The 16367-nt window shown below is 72.5% G+C and carries 20 protein-coding genes; 12 read left to right on the top strand and 8 right to left on the bottom strand.

Features of this window, described 5'->3' with window-relative positions; genetic code table 11:
- Position 1: 1 nt before the first annotated feature.
- Positions 2-1669: an FAD-dependent oxidoreductase gene (locus VK611_01020; GenBank protein HMG39871.1), complete on the bottom strand. Its 1668-nt coding sequence runs from the start codon at positions 1667-1669 to the stop codon at positions 2-4.
- A 108-nt stretch (positions 1670-1777) separates the two neighbouring features.
- Here VK611_01020 and VK611_01015 point away from each other — a divergent pair, with 108 nt between their 5' ends.
- Both VK611_01015 and VK611_01010 read left to right on the top strand, forming a co-directional pair.
- The gene (locus VK611_01015) at positions 1778-2911 is read left to right on the top strand and encodes a sigma-70 family RNA polymerase sigma factor (GenBank protein HMG39870.1); all 1134 of its coding nucleotides are present in this window, start codon (positions 1778-1780) and stop codon (positions 2909-2911) included.
- A 111-nt stretch (positions 2912-3022) separates the two neighbouring features.
- The gene (locus VK611_01010) at positions 3023-3604 is read left to right on the top strand and encodes a hypothetical protein (GenBank protein ID HMG39869.1); all 582 of its coding nucleotides are present in this window, start codon (positions 3023-3025) and stop codon (positions 3602-3604) included.
- A 61-nt stretch (positions 3605-3665) separates the two neighbouring features.
- On the opposite strand, the gene VK611_01005 is transcribed toward VK611_01010, so the two are convergent.
- Both VK611_01005 and VK611_01000 read right to left on the bottom strand, forming a co-directional pair.
- Positions 3666-4121 (bottom strand): SRPBCC domain-containing protein, encoded by a 456-nt coding sequence (locus tag VK611_01005; GenBank protein HMG39868.1) that lies wholly within the window; start codon positions 4119-4121, stop codon positions 3666-3668.
- Complete coding sequence (locus VK611_01000; protein ID HMG39867.1) at positions 4118-4519, bottom strand: metalloregulator ArsR/SmtB family transcription factor; 402 nt, start codon at positions 4517-4519, stop codon at positions 4118-4120. Before VK611_01000 ends, VK611_01005 begins: the two co-directional genes overlap by 4 nt.
- A gap of 159 nt (positions 4520-4678) precedes the next feature.
- Here VK611_01000 and VK611_00995 point away from each other — a divergent pair, with 159 nt between their 5' ends.
- Both VK611_00995 and VK611_00990 read left to right on the top strand, forming a co-directional pair.
- Positions 4679-5008 (top strand): MTH1187 family thiamine-binding protein, encoded by a 330-nt coding sequence (locus VK611_00995; GenBank protein HMG39866.1) that lies wholly within the window; start codon positions 4679-4681, stop codon positions 5006-5008.
- A gap of 31 nt (positions 5009-5039) precedes the next feature.
- Positions 5040-5420 carry a zinc ribbon domain-containing protein gene (locus tag VK611_00990; protein ID HMG39865.1) on the top strand — a complete coding sequence of 127 codons (381 nt, stop codon included), beginning with the start codon at positions 5040-5042 and terminating at the stop codon, positions 5418-5420.
- On the opposite strand, the gene VK611_00985 is transcribed toward VK611_00990, so the two are convergent.
- Positions 5392-6180 (bottom strand): PaaX family transcriptional regulator C-terminal domain-containing protein, encoded by a 789-nt coding sequence (locus tag VK611_00985; GenBank protein ID HMG39864.1) that lies wholly within the window; start codon positions 6178-6180, stop codon positions 5392-5394. The genes VK611_00990 and VK611_00985 overlap by 29 nt on opposite strands.
- A 27-nt stretch (positions 6181-6207) precedes the next feature.
- Between VK611_00985 and VK611_00980 the strand changes: the two genes are divergently transcribed.
- Positions 6208-7215, top strand: a complete 1008-nt coding sequence (locus VK611_00980; protein ID HMG39863.1) for a fatty acid desaturase family protein — start codon at positions 6208-6210, stop codon at positions 7213-7215.
- A 16-nt stretch (positions 7216-7231) separates the two neighbouring features.
- Here the strand turns inward: VK611_00980 and VK611_00975 are convergent, their stop codons facing one another.
- On the bottom strand, positions 7232-7414 hold the full coding sequence (locus VK611_00975; protein ID HMG39862.1) for a hypothetical protein: 183 nt from the start codon (positions 7412-7414) through the stop codon (positions 7232-7234).
- The gene (locus tag VK611_00970; GenBank protein ID HMG39861.1) at positions 7411-8244 is read right to left on the bottom strand and encodes an SDR family NAD(P)-dependent oxidoreductase; all 834 of its coding nucleotides are present in this window, start codon (positions 8242-8244) and stop codon (positions 7411-7413) included. The genes VK611_00975 and VK611_00970 overlap by 4 nt, the downstream gene beginning before the upstream one ends.
- Positions 8245-8711: 467 nt before the next feature.
- On the opposite strand from VK611_00970, the gene VK611_00965 reads away from it, so the two are divergent.
- Genes VK611_00965 through VK611_00940 form a run of 6 tightly spaced genes read left to right on the top strand, consistent with a single transcriptional unit; the run spans position 8712 to position 13814 of the window.
- The gene (locus tag VK611_00965; protein ID HMG39860.1) at positions 8712-10865 is read left to right on the top strand and encodes an ATP-binding protein; all 2154 of its coding nucleotides are present in this window, start codon (positions 8712-8714) and stop codon (positions 10863-10865) included.
- Positions 10862-11284 carry a roadblock/LC7 domain-containing protein gene (locus VK611_00960; protein HMG39859.1) on the top strand — a complete coding sequence of 141 codons (423 nt, stop codon included), beginning with the start codon at positions 10862-10864 and terminating at the stop codon, positions 11282-11284. The genes VK611_00965 and VK611_00960 overlap by 4 nt, the downstream gene beginning before the upstream one ends.
- Before the next feature lie 44 nt (positions 11285-11328).
- On the top strand, positions 11329-11694 hold the full coding sequence (locus tag VK611_00955) for a DUF742 domain-containing protein (protein ID HMG39858.1): 366 nt from the start codon (positions 11329-11331) through the stop codon (positions 11692-11694).
- Positions 11691-12278 carry an ATP/GTP-binding protein gene (locus VK611_00950; protein ID HMG39857.1) on the top strand — a complete coding sequence of 196 codons (588 nt, stop codon included), beginning with the start codon at positions 11691-11693 and terminating at the stop codon, positions 12276-12278. The genes VK611_00955 and VK611_00950 overlap by 4 nt, the downstream gene beginning before the upstream one ends.
- A 40-nt stretch (positions 12279-12318) precedes the next feature.
- Positions 12319-12891, top strand: a complete 573-nt coding sequence (locus tag VK611_00945) for a sigma-70 family RNA polymerase sigma factor (GenBank protein ID HMG39856.1) — start codon at positions 12319-12321, stop codon at positions 12889-12891.
- Positions 12882-13814, top strand: a complete 933-nt coding sequence (locus VK611_00940) for a maleylpyruvate isomerase family mycothiol-dependent enzyme (GenBank protein ID HMG39855.1) — start codon at positions 12882-12884, stop codon at positions 13812-13814. Before VK611_00945 ends, VK611_00940 begins: the two co-directional genes overlap by 10 nt.
- A gap of 34 nt (positions 13815-13848) precedes the next feature.
- Here VK611_00940 and VK611_00935 read toward each other — a convergent pair whose 3' ends face one another.
- Positions 13849-14883 carry a cupin-like domain-containing protein gene (locus VK611_00935; GenBank protein HMG39854.1) on the bottom strand — a complete coding sequence of 345 codons (1035 nt, stop codon included), beginning with the start codon at positions 14881-14883 and terminating at the stop codon, positions 13849-13851.
- A 118-nt stretch (positions 14884-15001) separates the two neighbouring features.
- Between VK611_00935 and VK611_00930 the strand changes: the two genes are divergently transcribed.
- A complete protein-coding gene (locus VK611_00930; GenBank protein ID HMG39853.1) occupies positions 15002-15424 on the top strand; it encodes a cupredoxin domain-containing protein in 423 nt (140 codons plus the stop codon).
- Positions 15425-15445: 21 nt separating this feature from the next.
- On the opposite strand, the gene VK611_00925 is transcribed toward VK611_00930, so the two are convergent.
- A partial coding sequence (locus VK611_00925; protein ID HMG39852.1) for a hypothetical protein occupies positions 15446-16367 on the bottom strand: 922 nt, incomplete at its 5' end.

Raw genomic sequence — 16367 nt, 5'->3', positions numbered from 1 at the left:
CTCAATGGATCACCGACAGGTGCTCGTGGACCGACCGCACCGCCGTGGAGCCCTCGCCGACGGCCGCGGCCACCCTCTTGATCGACCCGGCGCGCACGTCGCCAGCGGCGAACACGCCCGGCACGTTGGTCTCGTAGGGGAGCGGGTCGCGGCCGAGGGCGTCCCAGCCGAGGCCGAGGTCGGCGGGCCCGAGGTCGCGGTCGGTGCGCACGAAGCCCTTGTCGTCGGTGGCCAGGCAGCCGTCGAGCCACGACGTGGCCGGCACCGCGCCGATGAAGCAGAACACGGCCGCCAGGTCGAGCCGCTCCCGCGACCCCGTGGCCGTGCGCTCGACCGTGACCGCGGCGAGCCGGCCGTCGCCGTGCAGCTCCCGCACCTGGGTGCGCGGTTCCACCGTGATCCGGGGGTCGCTGTCGATCCGATCGATCAGGTAGCGGCTCATCGACGACGCCAGCCCGTCGCCACGGATCAGCACGTGCACCTCGCAGCCCTTGCCGGCCAGGAACAGCGCCGCCTGCCCGGCCGAGTTGCCGCCGCCGATCACCCCGACCCGCGCCCCCGCCCACAGCCGGCCCTCCGTCTGCGTGGCGGCGTAGTGGATGCCGTTGTTCTCGCGCTCCGCCCAGCCCGGGACGTCGGGACGCCGGTACTGCGCCCCGGTGGCGACGATCACCGCCCGGGCGGGCACCTGGCTGCCGTCGGCCAGCTCGAGCACGTGCCAGCCGGCGTCGGTCCGCAGGGAGACCACCTCGCACGGGTTGGTGATGCGGGCGCCGAGCCGCTGGGCCTGGGTGGACGCCCGGTCGGCCAGATCGTTGCCCGACACCCCCTGGGGGAAGCCGAGGTAGTTCTCGATGCGGCTCGACGTGCCCGCCTGGCCGCCCACCGCCACGGCCTCCAGCGTGACCGTGCTGAGTCCCTCGGAGGCGCCGTACACGCTGGCTGCGAGCCCGGCCGGGCCGGCACCGACCACCACCAGGTCGAACGACGAGCCGGGCACCTCCCGGTAGGTGAGCCCCAGGTGCTGGGCCAGCTCGCCCGGCGTCGGCCGGTGCAGGATGGCGGTGGCGCTCACCACCACGGGTGCGTCGGTGAGCCGGCAGCCCCACCGGGCCAGGAGCTGCTCGGGATCGTCCTCCTCGTCGAGGTCGACCCAGGCGTGCGGGATGCCGCTGCGCACCAGGAACCCCCGCAGTACGAGCGTCTCGGGGGAGAACTGCGACCCCAGCACCCGCAGGCTGCCGACGCCCTCCCCTGCGCGGAGCATGTGGCGGCGGGCGATGAAGGCGCCCACGATCACGTCGGCCAGCTCGCCCTCGGTGGCCAGGAGCCGCCGCAGCTCCGGCCGGGGCACGGCGAGGATGCGGCCCGCCTCGCGCACCCGGGCCGTGAGGAACACCCGCTGCTCGGTGATCATGTTGAACTCGCCGATGAACCGGCGGGGCCCGTGCGACACGACCACCACGGGATCGTCGGACGACCCGCCGATCACGTCGACCCTCCCCGACAGCACGACGATGAAGTCGTAGGAGCTGTCACCCGGACGGAACAGCACGTCGCCGGCCGCCACATCGCGCTCGGAGCCGTGGCGCCGCAGCACGTCGAGCTGCTCGTCGTTCAGCTCGACACCCGGCACTCCGTCGTCTTCCGGCAAGGCCCAATCGCTCACACGGGCAGTCTCGCAGCACCCTGTGACAATCAAGCCAGGGCCGCCGCCGACGCCGCGACCGCGGGGCGTGGTGACGCACCGCCACGCAAGGTGTGCTGTGATAGCGCCGTGGCGGGGGACAGGCGAGCGAAGGATCCCGGGCTGCCGCTCGGCGACGGTGCCCTCGTGCGCGCCGCCGCACGGCGTGACGGCCAGGCCTTCGGGCAGCTGTTCGACCGCTACCTGTCGCTGGTCTTCGACACCGCCTGGCAGGTGCTCGCCGACCGCGAGGCCGCCGCCGAGATCACCCGCGACACCTTCGCCGACGCCTGGTTCGAGATGCACACCGTGCAGCCGGAGGGTTTCCGGGCCTGGCTGTTCGACCGCACCCGGGCCCGCGCCTTCGACTGGCTGGCCGTGCACGAGCCCCAGCGCCACGTCGCCGCCGGTGCCCCGACCGCGCCCGCCGAGCCGATCGGCCCCGTGCTCCGCTCCCGCATCGTCGCCGCCCTGGAGGCGCAGGGCGTGGCGATGAAGGCAGCGGCGTCGCCCGGCTGGTGGCGCTCCAACAAGGAATCGCCGTACTCGACCGTCGTGCCCGGAGCCGCCGGTGCCGGCGCGGCCCACGCCGCGCCCGCGCAGCCGCCCCTGACCCGCGCTCGCGAGGCGCTCGTCGGCCTGTTCGGCAGCACCCGTGGGCGGTTGGGCGCCGGGGCCGCCGCCCTGGTGCTGGTGCTGGTCGCGGTAGCCGGTGTCGTGATCTTCACCGGCGACGGCGGCGACCCGACCGAGGCCGCGTCCGCCACCGCCCCGCGCCCGGCGCCGACCACGTCGACCACGACCAGCACCACGACGTCGACCAGCACCACCAGCACGACCACGACGACGTCGACCACCACGACCACCACCGAGCCGCCGACCACCACGTCACCCCCGACCACCGCCCGGCCCGCACCGCCCCCGCCGGCGCCGACCACGACCACCAGCACGGATCCCGGGCCCGAGCCGGTGATCCTCTGGTTCGACGGCGACTACGGCGGAGATCGCAGGTGCCCGGACAGCCCCGACCCGCTCACGCTGCGGTGGAGCACCGTGAACGCGACCAGCGTCCGCATCCGGCCCGAGGGCGGCGACTGGCAAGGCGTGTCGCCCGGCGGCTTCGAGAGCGACGTCGTCTGCTCCAACCACGGCACCCGCTGGTTCATGGAGGCGTTCAACGACGCCGGTGTGGTCACCACGTCCGACTTCGTGCCCCGGGCCTAGTTTTCTTGAACGGATGAGCAAATAAACCGTCTTGGAATTGAAGCTTTCGCAGGGGCAACTGGGCGTAGGTGAGTTTGATGTCATGTCGGTGTGCGCTAGGTTCCCCCACCTATGACCGCCGCCACCAAGAGTGAAGCCGAGGGTGCAGTCCGGCTCTACCTCCTTTATCTCGAAGATCCCGCCAAGCTGCGCGACGAGACCGAGATCCAGAAGAAGACCAAGGCCGTGCTTGATGCCAAGGATCCGATCGACAAGTTGAAGGCGCTCGCCAAGCTGGAGCGGGCCGCCAACATCGACGAGAAGCCGCTGCGGGAGGGATTCGTCGCTCATGCCAAGGCGTGGGCCGACGATCAGGGCATCCCCCCCACCGCCTTCCGTGAGCTGAAGGTGCCCGACGACGTGCTGCGCGCCGCCGGGTTCGACGTTCCCGCCAGCCGTCAACGGGGACGTGCCTCGGCCGGAGAAGGTCGTCAACGCGCCAAAGCCGTTCCGGTGGACGACATCAAAGCGTTCATCCTCAACCAGAAGGGCACCTTCCTCCTGGTCGATGTGATCAACGGCGTTGGTGGCAGCCAGGCCACGGTGCGCAAGGCGATCGACGAGCTGATCGACGGGGGCCAGGTGCAGAAGCTCGGCCCCGTGCCCGACTACCAGGGCCGCGGCCGCGCCCCGTTGCACTACAAGCGCAGCTGACCAGGCAGAAAACCACGAACGGCGGCACCCCGAGAAGAGGGTGCCGCCGTTTGCCGTTGGTTCAGCCCACCAGCACCTTGTCGAGCTTGGTGAACGAGCTCTCCCAACCCTCACGGGCCATCTCCACCATCTCGGCGGTGTAAGGCCCCTGGCGCAGGGTGATCTTCGTCTTGCCGTCGACGTCCTCGAACTCGAGGCGCATGAACATCTCGAGGTCCTCGTAGCCCGGCATGTCCCACTTCTCGCTGCCGACGATGAGCTCGTTGGGGACGAGCTCCTTGAAGGTTGCCTTGGAGGGTGACGCCTGCTCCGGGTCCTCGTCGTTGACCATCGTGAAGTTGTATTTGCCGCCGGGCCGCGGGTCGATGTCGACGGTGTCGCGCGGGACCGACCAGCCGACGGGGCCGAACCACTGCGAGATCTGGTCCGGGTCGACGAAGGCCTGGTACACGAGCTCGCGGGGAGCATCGAAGGTGCGGGTGATGACCAGTTCCTCGGTGGGGGTGGCTGCGTTCATCGGTCTGTCCTCTCCTGTTTGTCGGTCTTGTCGGTCTTGTCGGTCTTGTCGGACTTCTTGTTGTCGTCTGAGGTCTGCTGTTGGATGCGCTTCAGGTGGGCGTCGAGCCGGTCGAAGTTGACGTCCCAGAACTGCCGGTAGCGCTCCATCCAGTCGGTCGCCTCCTTCAGCGGTGCGACCTCCAGGCTGCTGGTGCGCCACTGAGCGGAACGGCTCCGCGAGATGAGCCCAGCGTTGTGCAGCACCTTCAGGTGCCGTGAGATCGCCGGCAGGCTGATGTCGAACGGTTCGGCAAGCTCGGTGACCGTCGCGTCGCCCTCGGCGAGTCGGGCGAGGATCGCCCGTCGGGTGGGGTCGGCGAGGGCCGAGAAGATGACGCTCAGCCGGTCGTTGGCCATGGTGTTTCACCGCATCGTTTCGCTCCGGGGGTGCTTAACTGTGTTGTTAATTAACCGATGTGTGAAACATACAGGATCTCGGCGGCGTGTCAACCCCCTGCGCCCGGAGGCGGCGCGGAGAGGCAGGTAGGCCCTTCATGAGGGCTACGGTGCGACCCCATGCTGGTCGCCTTCTCGATCACGCCCATCGGTGCCGGAGAGGCGGTGGGTCAGCACGTCGCCGAGGCGGTGCGGGTGGTGCGTGCCAGCGGCCTCCCCAACCAGACCGACAGCATGTTCACCACCATCGAGGGTGAGTGGGACGAGGTGATGGCGGTCGTGAAGGCGGCGGTCGACGTGGTGGCCGCCCGGGTGCCGCGCGTGGGCCTCACGCTCAAGGCCGACATCCGTCCCGGTGTCAACGGCGCCTTGGCGTCCAAGGTCGAGACGGTCGACCGCTACCTCGCCGACACTCCTGACCCCAGCGACGTCGGCTCCTCCGGCCCGTAGTCTTCGGGGGATCCACTGCTGGGGGTGGCGAATGGTGGTGTTGTGCCAGAGGTGCGGGGTCGAGCTGCCCGACGGCGCCGCGTTCTGCCGTCAGTGCGGTCGTCGCACCGGTGCGTCGTGGGCGGTGGCGAGCGCTCCGTCGACCGCGTCCACCCACGAGCACGACGGTGGCCGCCGCGCTAGCCGTGACCGCGGTGGCAGCGGTGGCAGTCGTGGCAACGCCCTCAGCGCCCTGGCCGTGTTCTTCGGGGTGGTCGCCGTGGTGAACGTCTTCGCCGGCGTGGCGGCGCTGGTGCTGGCCGCCGGCGCCCGCTTCCGCGACGAGCCCAGCGGCCGCTTCGCGGTCGTCGTCGCCGGCTGCGGCGCCGCCCTCGGCCTCGCCCTCAGGCAGTTGGTCTTCGACGCGGGCTGAGCCACTTGCCGAGGATGCGGCGGTAGGCGGCGTCGTAGCGGTCGTAGTCCTTGCGGAGGGCGTCGCCGGGCCAGTCGGCGGAGAGGAGCTCGGCGGGGAGCAGGGGATCGAGCTGGAAGTGGCGCAGCACGGCGGCGCTGAGGACGAAGCCGTCGCGCAGCGACCCGTGGTCGCCGCCCTCCAGCGGTGCGACGAGCCCGGCCATCTGCCGGCGGAGGTCGTCGGCCTGGGCCGCCCAGGCGTCGAGGTCCCACAGCCGCCCGGCCAGCTCGACCGCGTCCTCGACCGGGAAGGTGCGGAACCACTGCACGTCGGCGTCCGAGTCGGCCACCTCGGGCGGCCCGCCCAGGTTGTCGGGCCGCAGCCAGACGCCCTCCCGCAGCTCTGCCAGGCGGGCCGCCGTGAGCGCCGACCGCAGCGCAGCCCGGTCGGCGGCCGGCCGGCGACGACCCTGCGCGCCGACCACGGCCTGGGCCCAGGCGCCGTCCCAGCGCGGTGCGGTGCGGGCGGCCCGGCTGGCGGTCTGGCGGGCCTGCCGGGCCAGCAGCCGGTCGGCGGCCAGGGCGTAGGACCCGTCGTCGGCCACGACCTCGCCGGCCGCGGTCATGCGCGAGAGGGCGGTGCGGGTGGTGCCCTCGGCGATGCCGAACAGCTCGGTGGTGCGGACCAGCACCTGCACCGGCAGCCGTGGCGGATCGGTGCCGAGGAGCACCGACAGCAGCACGGACCGGGCGGTCAGGGTATTACGCGGTAGCAACATGTGTGGCAGAACTGTATGGTGTGGGGCATGGCGACAGGCGCGGCGACGATCGACCAACCGGTGATCGAGGCTCCGGGGCTCACCATGGTGCCCTCCGCCGACCGGCTGCCCGACGTCCTGCCCACCGAGCGCCTCAACGCCAGGGGCATGCCGGTGCCGGAGCTGCGCGCCGAGCTGCGTCGCATCGACGACCGGCGCAACGTCGGCAGCGTCGTCCTCACCTGGGGCCAGGCCGTCGCCACCATCGCCGTGGCCGCCTGGATCGCCCACCCCGTCGCCTACCTCGTGGCGGTCGTGCTGATGGGCCCGGCCTTCGCCCGCTTCGCCATCATCAGCCACGAGGCCGCCCACAAGCTGCTCTTCACCGACAAGCGGGCCAACGACCTGGTCGGCCGGTGGCTGCTGTCGTACCCGGCGTTCGTGCCGTTCGACGCCTACCGCCGCAGTCACTTCGCCCACCACAAGGAGGAGTTCGGGCCCCACGAGCCCGACCTGAACCTCTACAACGGCTACCCGGTCACGCAGGCCAGCCTGCGCCGCAAGCTGCGCCGCGACGCCGTCGGCATCTCCGGCTGGAAGAACCTGAAGGGCCTGCTGCTCGCCCTGCGCTCGTCGCTCGCCCGACCGCTCGCCCTGCGCATCGTGGCCGCCCAGCTCGCGGTTCTGGCGCTGTTCGCGATCGCCGGCCGACCCGAGCTGTACCTCGTGCTGTGGCTGCTGCCCTGGATGACGTCGTGGCGGGTCATCAACCGGCTGCGGTCGATCGCCGAGCACGGCGGCATGGAGCGCAGCACTGACCGGCGCCGCACCACCCACCACGTCCGCCAGAGCCGGCTCGCCGGCTTCTGGATGGTGCCGCTCAACACCGGCTGGCACCTGGCCCACCACGTCGACATGGGCGTCCCCTGGCGCAACCTGCCCCGGCTCCACGCCGAGCTGGTCGACGCCGGCTGGGTCACCCCGAGCCTCGAGTACCCCGGCTACCGCGCGCTGTGGCGGGCGCTGGCATCCCGCCCCGAGCGCCCCGGGAGTTGACCCCGCCGGCCCGTTCTCAGGCCCAGGTCTTCTTCCAGCGGTGCTTGGGATCGCCGTTGGACTGCTCGCACATGTAGCCCGAGCGGTCGCACGCGTAGCAGCTCCCGCCTTCGCCGAAGCAGCGCCGGCAGCGCACGATGCGCCGTTGGGTCCGGCACGCCTCGCAGTAGGTGCTCACCTTGTCGCCCTTGTACTTCATGTCGTCGGTATGTCACCGCTCCCCGGCGAGGGCGCGGGCGATCGCAGCATCTCCACGAAGTTGCGCAGGGTGGTGGTGATCCCCGGTTGGGCCAGGCCGATGCCGCCGTCGACCACCAGGTCCTGGCCGGTGACGTAGCGGCTCTGGTCGCTCGCCAGGAACAGGATCACGTCGGCCACCTCGTCGGCCGTACCCGCCCGACCCAGCGGCGTCGCCTCCCACGCGGGGTCGAGCGCACCGTCGAGGGCGAACATCGGCTCCGACATCGGCGTGCGGATGATGCCCGGCGACACGCTGTTCACCCGGATCGTCGGCCCGTACTCCTGGGCCGCGCCCCGGGTCAGCGCCACGACGCCGGCCTTGGCCGACGAGTACGCCAGCTCGCCGTAGGTGGGACGGGTGGCGCTGCCCGACGCGTTGTTGACGATCACGCCGCCCCCCGGGTTCGCCATGATGTGGGGCAGCGCCGCCCGCATGGCGTGGAACGTGCCCAGGAGGTTCACCTGCACCAGGCGCTCGAACTGCCGGGGGTCGGTCTCGTGCACCAAGGACAGGCTGCTCAGCCCGGCGTTGGTGACCAGGATCGACAGCCCACCCAGCGCCTCGACGGCCGCGGCCGTGGCAGCGTCGACCGCGGCGGCGTCGCGCACGTCGACGGTGAAGGCTGCGCCGCCGATCGCCGCGGCCACCTCCTGCGCGCCGTCGGCGTTGCGGTCGAGGATCGCCACCCGCGCGCCCTCGGCCGCGAACCGCTCGCACACCGCCCGTCCGATGCCCGACGCGCCGCCGGTCACCACCGCACGCGCGCCCTCCAGGGTCCCCCTCGTCATGCCCGGACGTTAAACGCGAAGAAGTGGCCGGGGCCTTTCGGCTCCGACCACTCCTTCGTGATCTTCACGCTGGTCAGGAGAGTGACGTCTCGGCGAGGTCGTCGTTCCGCTCGAAAGACTGGCTCTGCGGACGCACTCCGTTGGACATGGGGGTGGCACCCAGAGTGGGGGAGTCCATGCTCCTCGACTTCTTGAGCCAAAGCCCGCCCACGACTGCCGCCGCGGCTCCGGATGCGAGTAGGGCAACCCTTCGGATACGCATAACACCGACCGTACCCACAAGGTCACCCGATGTAGTCATCGGGTACCACGCCGAGTGAACTACCTCTGTGGGTGGTCGGCGGTCACGCGGCGGGTGACCAGGGAATCCGAGGTAGAGGAAAATCACGGAACGTGTTATGACATAGGTTCTTATGGGGCATGGGGACTCTGGCGGTCCAGGCTTGGTGGCGACACTTCGCGGCTACTTGCCGCGCGGCAACCTCCTCGATGCCGAGACGTTCCACCGTCGGCACCTCCTGCTGTGCTGGATCCTCGGCCTCCACGTGCCGGCGCTGTTCGCCTTCGGCGTGGCGCAGGGCTACGGCGTCGGCCACTCCGCGCTCGAGGTCACGACCCCGGCGGCGTGCCTGGTGTTCGCCCGCCTGGCGCACAACCGGCGCTTCGCCGCCTTCTTCGCCACCGCGGGCCTGGTGTTCTGCTCGTCGGTGCTCGTGCACATGTCGGGCGGCACGATCGAGGCGCACTTCCACTTCTTCATCCTGATCGGGCTCATCGCCCTCTACCAGGACTGGGTGCCGTTCCTCTGGAACGTGATCTTCACCGTGCTGTCCCACGGCATCGGCAGCGTCATGGATTCGTCGGCGATGTACAACCACTACGCGGCCCAGAACCGGCCGTGGCTGTGGGCGATCATCCACGGCGTGGCGGTGCTGGCGGCGTGCGTCGGCGTGGTCATCTTCTGGAAGCACACCGAGATGGTGCAGCAGCGCAACAGCGGTCTGCTGGCCGACCTCGGCGCCAACGAGGTCGCCGCCGCCCAGGCCGAGGCGCTGCAGCGCCGCACGATGTCGGACCTGCTGGTCAACCTGGCCCGCCGCAACCAGTCGCTGCTCAACCGCCAGTTGGCGCTCATCGCCGAGCTGGAGCAGCGCGAGCGGGAGCCCGAGGCGCTCTCGGAGCTGTTCCAGCTCGACCACCTGGCCACCCGCATCCGCCGCAACGCCGAGTCGCTGCTGGTGCTGTCGGGCGACGACCCGCCCCGCCTGTGGGGCCGGCCCATGCCCCTCAGCGAGGTGGTGCGCGCCGCGGCCGCCGAGGTGGAGGACTACGGCCGGGTCGACGTGCTGGTCAACGACCACATCGAGGTGGCCGGGCGGGCGGTCGCCGACCTGGCGCACCTGCTCGCCGAGCTCATCGAGAACGCCACCACCTTCTCGCCGCCGGGCTCCGTCGTGCGGGTGCGGAGCCACCTGGCGCCGTCCGGCTGGTCGCAGTTCATGCTCAGCATCGAGGACACCGGCATCGGCATGTCGGACGCCGACCTGGCGGAGGCCAACGGGGTGCTGTCCGAGCCCCGCGAGGTCGACATGCGGCGCTCGACGCTCGGGTTCCACGTGGTCAGCCGGCTGGCCCGGCGCTACGACATCGACGTGCGGGTGGCGCCGACGCCCGGCGGCGGCCTGACCGCGCTGGTGACGTTGCCCCACCAGCTGGTGACCGAGCGGCCGGTCGAGACCGTGACGCCGTCGCCGTTCGGCGCACCGACCGAGGTCCCGGCGCCGCCGACCTTCGCGCCGGCCTTCGTCTCGGCGGGCGAGCTGGCGCCGGTCGCCGCGGTCGCCTCGCTCGGGGCTGCCCCCGTCGCTCCGGCCCCGGCTGCTCCGTCCCCGGCTGCTCCGTCCCCGGCCGCCCCTGCCCCGTCCCGGGCCCCGGTCGCCCCGTCCCCGTTCCCGGTGGCACCGGTCGCGCCCGTCTCGCCGGCGTGGGCGGCGCCGCCCGCGCCCGACGACGTGCGGTTCCCGGTCGCCGCCCCGCCCCCCGTGCTCGACCCGGTGGGGCTCGCCGAGCCGCCCGCTCCACGGGAGCTGCCGGCGCTGCCCGACCCACCTCCGCCTCCTCCGCCCCCGCCACCCCCGGAGCCCTACGCCGCCACGCCGCCCCTGCTCGCCCGAGGCCCCTTCGCCGAGCCGGCCCGGCCGACGTCGGTCGACGCCACGTCGCTGCTGGCCCGGGGACTGGTGGTGGAGCCCCCGCACCCACCCGCACCCGAGCCTGCCGCCCGGCTGACGCCCGAGGCCGCGGCCCCGGCTCCGGCAACGCTCGAGAACCCGCCGTCGCCCGAGCCGTCGACCGACGCCCCCGACCCGGAGCCGGCGACCCCGCTGGACGGGCTGGTGCGGCGCGTCCCCGGCGCCGGCCTCGCCGCGGCCCTGCGCCGCCACCCCGACCGACCCGACCCTCGCGACATCCGGGACGTCAACGCCGACAACCGACCGGCAGAGGCGCTCGACCGCGAGGCGGTCCGCTCGATGCTGTCGCAGTTCCAGGCCAGCCAACGTGCCGGACGTGCGATCGCCGATTCCCCGGTCGACCTCCGACCCCCCGAGGAGGACGAGTGACCGTCGAGAATCACGACGACCGAGACCTGAACTGGCTCGTCAACAGCTTCGCCAACCGCATACCGGGCGCCCAGAGCGCGGTGGTCGTGACCACCGACGGGTTGGTGCTGGCCCTGTCCGAGCGCATCGCCCGCGACACGGCCGACCAGCTCGCCGCGGTCACGTCCGGCCTGGCGAGCCTCACCGCGGGCGCGGCCAAGTGCTTCGGTGCCGGCGAGGTGAGCCAGGTGATCGTGGAGATGCAGGGCGGCTTCCTGTTCGTCACCAAGGTCGGCGAGGGCTCGGCGCTGGCGGTGATGTGCGAGCCGAACTGCGACATCGGACTGATCGGCTACGAGATGAGCCTGCTGGTGGCCCGCATCGGTCAGGTGCTGACCCCGGCGCTCAGGGCGGAGCTACAAGGAACGCCGCCCTGGTAGAGACGGTGGCGGCGGCGGAGACGGTGGGAATGGCGGATCTGGTGGTGAGTGCGGACGAACCCCTCGACCCTCGACTGGTACCTGTGTACGCCCTCACCCGGGGGCGCACCCGGTCGGTGGGCGAGAACCTGCCCTGGGAGACCCTGGTGACCAGCACGGACGCGGGACTGGGCGCGCTGCCCCGGCTGCGCTTCGAGCAGTCGCGCATCGTCGACTACTGCCGGCAGCCCGTGTCGCTGGCCGAGGTGGCCGTCCAGCTGAAGGTGCCGCTGGGCGTGGCCCGGGTGCTGGTGTCGGACCTGAACACGGGCGGGATGCTCGAGGTCCACCGGCCGCAGCTGACCGACGACGGCCGGCCCAGCGCCGAGGTGCTCGAGCGGCTGCTGGCGGGACTGAAGGCGCAGAAGTGACGGACCTCTCGATGACGACGACCGGCCCGAGCACCCCGATCCCCGTGAAGATCGTGGTCGCCGGCGGCTTCGGCGTGGGCAAGACCACGTTCGTCGGCGCCGTGTCGGAGATCGACCCGCTCACCACCGAGGCCGCCATCACCGACCTCTCCGCCGAGGTCGACGACATCACCCGCGTGCCCGACAAGACCACCACCACGGTCGCCATGGACTTCGGCCGGCGCAGCATCGACGACGTGCTGATCCTCTACCTGTTCGGCACCCCGGGCCAGGACCGCTTCTGGTTCATGTGGGACGACCTCGCCCGCGGCGCGGTGGGGGCGGTGGTGCTGCTCGACACCCGCCGGCTGGCCGACGGCTTCGGTGCCATCGACTTCTTCGAGGACCGCAAGGTGCCGTTCGTGGTGGCGGTGAACCTGTTCGACCGGTTGCCGCCGCCGCCCGCCAGTGTGCTCCGCGAGGCCCTGGCGCTGGCGCCGGACGTGCCGCTGGTGACGTGCGACGCCCGGCAGAGCGCCTCGGTTATCCCCGTGCTGGTGACGTTGGTGGAGCACGCCCTGGCCCGCGCGGTGTCCGGGGTCTGACCCGCGGCAGAGGCGCACGGGCACGGCTAACTTCGGCGTCGTGGCCTCCAGCGCGGACAGGGACCTGGCGCGGCGGCTCGTCGCCGGTGACGAGGATGCGCTCGCCGAGGCCTACGACCTCTACTCGTCGTTGGTGTTCGGGCTGGCGCACCGGGTGACCGGCAGCCGTTCGTCGGCCGAGGACATCGCCCAGGACGTGTTCGTGCGCCTGTGGACCGCGCCCGAGGGCTTCGACCCCGAGCGCGGTTCGCTGCGCACCTACCTGGGGATGCTGACCCACGGCCGGGCCGTCGACGTGGTGCGCAGCGACGCCCGCCGCCGCGCCCGCGAGGAGGCCGAGGGCGGCGATGCGATCCGCCTGGAGCCGGCGGCGTGGGAGCGGCCGGAGTCGGTGGAGGACGACGACCTGGCTGTCCGGGTGCGCCGGGCGGTGGGCCGCCTGCCGCCCCCGCAGCGGGAGGCGCTGCGGCTCGCCTACTTCGGCGGGCACAGCTACCGGTCGGTGGCGACGCTGCTGGGCATCCCCGAGGGGACGGCCAAGTCCCGCCTGCGCCAGGCGCTCGCCAAGCTCGGCGACCTGCTGGCGGCGGAGGGGGCGGTCGAGTGGCAGTAGCCGGCGACCCGCATGCCGACGGCGCCGGCGAGATGACCGGCTTCGTGACCGAGGCGCTGGTGTCGGTCGAGACCGAGCCCGCCCCGCCGCAGCTGCGGGGCCGGGTGCTGGAGGCGGCGCTGGCGTCGCGGCCCGCCGGGCGGCCGGCGCACACTGTGCCGCTGTCGCCGGTCGAGGCGTACCGCCGGACGATCGGCGAGCTGGACGAGCTGCTGGGCCGGCTCGACGCCACGGCGTGGGCCGCGGTGGTCGACCGCTACGGCTGGACGGTGCAGGGGCTGGTGGGGCACCTGCTGGCGGTGGAGCGGCTGCTGGCCGCCCGCCTGGGTCGGGGTGACGAGCCCGACCGGGCCGATGCCGACCACATCACGATGAGCCTCGAGGTCGTCGCCGCCCAGCAGGAGCGCGACCCGGCGGCGACGCTGCACGAGTGGCGGGCGACGACGCGGGTCGTGCTCGACACCCTGGCCGCGGCGCCGCCCGACCTCGGCGCCCCGGTGTCGTTCCACGGCGTCGACTTCCGCTGGGGCTCGCTGCTGGTGGCCCGCAGCCTGGAGGTGTGGACGCACGCCGACGACGTGCGCGCCGCCGCGGGGGAGCCGTTGCAGGCGCCCGACTCCGGGCGACTCGCGCTGATGACCGACCTCTGCGTGCGGACGCTGCCGCTGCGCCTGGCGACCCTGGGCCCGCACGCCGGCACGGCCCGCATCGTGCTGACCGGTTCCGGCGGCGGCGCCTGGTCCCAACCCCTGGCCCTGGCCGGCAGCCCGGGAGAGCCCGACGTCCGCCTGGTGGCCGACGCCGTCGCCTTCTGCCGCCTGTCGACCGGCCGCCTCGACGCCGCCGACCTCGACGTCACCGTCACCGGCGACCCCGCCCTCGCCGCCGACATCCTCGCGACCGCCGCCGCCTTCGCCGTCTGAACCCCGACCCACCGAAATCTCGACGGAGGTGGCGCTAGGGCAACCACTTCTGTCGAGAATTCACCGCGCGCATGGCGTCGCGGCGGGCGATGTCGTCGAGGTGGTAGGCATCGCCCGCGATCGGGAGGCCCAGGCGGGCGCACAGCTCGGCGCAGAGCCGGTCGAGCTTCGCCGCCCGCCGCCGACGGCTCAGGTGGTGCCGGTTCGCCGCGACCGCGAACTCGGCGAACGCCTCGGCCTCGGCGGGACCGACCCGGGCGTCGTCGCGGAACAGCGAGGCGAACGCCTGCAGCTCCACGCTGGGGGCGGGCGCGGTCTCGGCGAGGAACCGGAGGTAGCGGTTCCGGGCCAGCCGGACGGTCACCGACAGGGCCACGTCGAGGTACTCGACGTAGTGCCAGGCGGTGGCCGGGGTCAGCAGGGTCTCGCCCGGCTCCAGCACGCAGTCCCAGGCGTTCGCGTACTCCAGGAACGCGGCGAGGTCGTCGGGGCTGAAGTGCTCGAGGTAGAGGGCGCTGGCGTAGCAGACGTCGGGCGGCGATCCCGGCGCCAGCTTGCGGGTCTCCCGGGCGTCGACGATCACGAAGCGCTTGCGCCCGAACACCTGGTAGGTGAGCACGTTGCGCTTGTCGACGTCGAAGTGCAGGTGGGTGGCACTGCCAGGCCCCGAGAGGAACATGTGCGACACCCATCCGTCGTCGGGCTCGCCCAGCGAGACGTACGGTGGCGGCGGGATGTAGGCGGCGATCTCCTCCGGCGTGTCGTGCTCGATGCAGGACTCCCCGGCTGCCTCCCCGGTCGCGAGCTGGTCGTGGAAGTCGGCGAAGCGCAGCTCCCGCACCGGCGGCGTGCGCCCCTCCAGCAGCTCGACCACCGGGTTGGCGCGCACCGGCAGCCGCAGGTCGCCCAGCTCCCGCCGCGCCACCAGGGGATCCGCCAGCCGGGCGACGGGGGCGTCGTCGAACAGGCCGGTGAGGATGACCGGGGTGCCCGTCCGGACGTAGCGGCGGTCGAGCACATCGGTGGCCGGCGCCGGGATCCGTTCGACGTTGTCCCGGGGCGCGACCACGGCTGTCGATCATCTCGCCGGCCGGTGAACGTCAGCCGACCGTCAGACGACGACGCAGCGAACTCCCCGTGCTACCTGGGCGACTCACTACGATGCCGGGCCGAGAGGGGATGACAGCATGAAGCACGCAATGGCCCACTCGTTCGGCCGTCGCCTGGCCGGTCTCGGCCTGGTCCTGGCGGTCGGCGTGTCGCTCGCCGCCTGTGGTGGCGACGACGATGACGACGCGGCCGACGACGGCAACGGCAGCACCGAGACGACCGCCAGCGACGGTGGTGGTGGCGGCGGCGGTGGTGGCGGCGACGTGACCTACGAGATCAGCTCGATCTCGTACTCGGACGTCGCGGCACCGGCGGGCGGCGCGATCGAGCTCGAGAACTCGTCGGGCGCCCCGCACACGTTCACCGCCGACGACGGCGACTTCGACGTCGACATCGACGACGGTGGCACCGCCACGGTCGACGTGCCGGCCGAGCCGGGCGCGTACGCCTTCCACTGCAACATCCACGCGTCGATGGAGGCCACGCTCACCGCCGAGTAGCCAATTCTCCGACTAGGAACGTCAGGCGACGAGGTCGGAGGTGATCCGGTCGTGGAGGTCGGCCACGTCGCCGCGGGCGACGTGTGGCTCGGCCGCGCTCCCCAGGGCCACCAGGCCCGAGCGGACCCGGTGCGAGTTGACCCGCTCGGCCGCGTCGAGCGCGAGGTTGCCGGAGCGCACGGCGCGGTCGAGGTCGCCGACCCGGGTGTCGAGGTCGGACAGGGCGATCAGCGACAGCGCCTGCGACCGGGCCGCGTCGAGCCCGTGGCCGTCGGCGGCGGCCTGGTGGCGGCCACCGGCTTCCATCACGGCGCGGGTGTTGTCACCGCCGCTGGCGATCGCGATGTCGGCCCAGGCCATCCCCGTGTCGCCCCAGTGGTGGGCGTGGGAGTAGTGCGAGATCCAGGGCCGGTCGACCACGTCGTCGAGTTGCCGGGCGGCGAACCACTGGTCGGCCTTCGCGATGGCCTGCGCGGTGGCGGCGTCGTCGCCGGTCTTGGCGACGGCCCGCGCCCGCAGCGCCCACAGCATCGCCAGCTCGGTGGGCACCAGGTGGTTCCGCCCGACCTCCAGGGCGCGGTCGATCAGGTCGATGGCGTCGTCCGGGTGCGACAGCCAGGTGGCCTGCCGAGCCATCGAGCCCAGCACGCGGGCCTGGAGGCTCCAGTCCTCGGCCTCGTTGGCGCAGGCCGACGCGACCGTCCACAGCCGCGACGCGTCGCGGAAGCGCTCCAGGTCGAAGGCCATGAACCCGGTGTTGGCCGCCAGCCAGCCCACGGCGACGAACAGGTCGCGCCGCAGGTCCGCCGGGCAGCGGGCGTCGAGCAGGTCGCGGGCCCGCCGCGTCTCGACGAGGGCGGCATCGAAGCCGAAGCCTCCGCCCCACCGCATGTCGCCCCGCTTCACGGCGACAGCCGCGTCACGGACCTGGGCGATCTCGGTG

This window comes from Acidimicrobiales bacterium, from assembly GCA_035316325.1.
In the GTDB taxonomy this organism is placed as follows: domain Bacteria; phylum Actinomycetota; class Acidimicrobiia; order Acidimicrobiales; family VFJN01; genus DASXTK01.
Note: the sequence above shows the minus strand (reverse complement) of the source record. Positions and strands in the feature narration are given on the sequence as shown.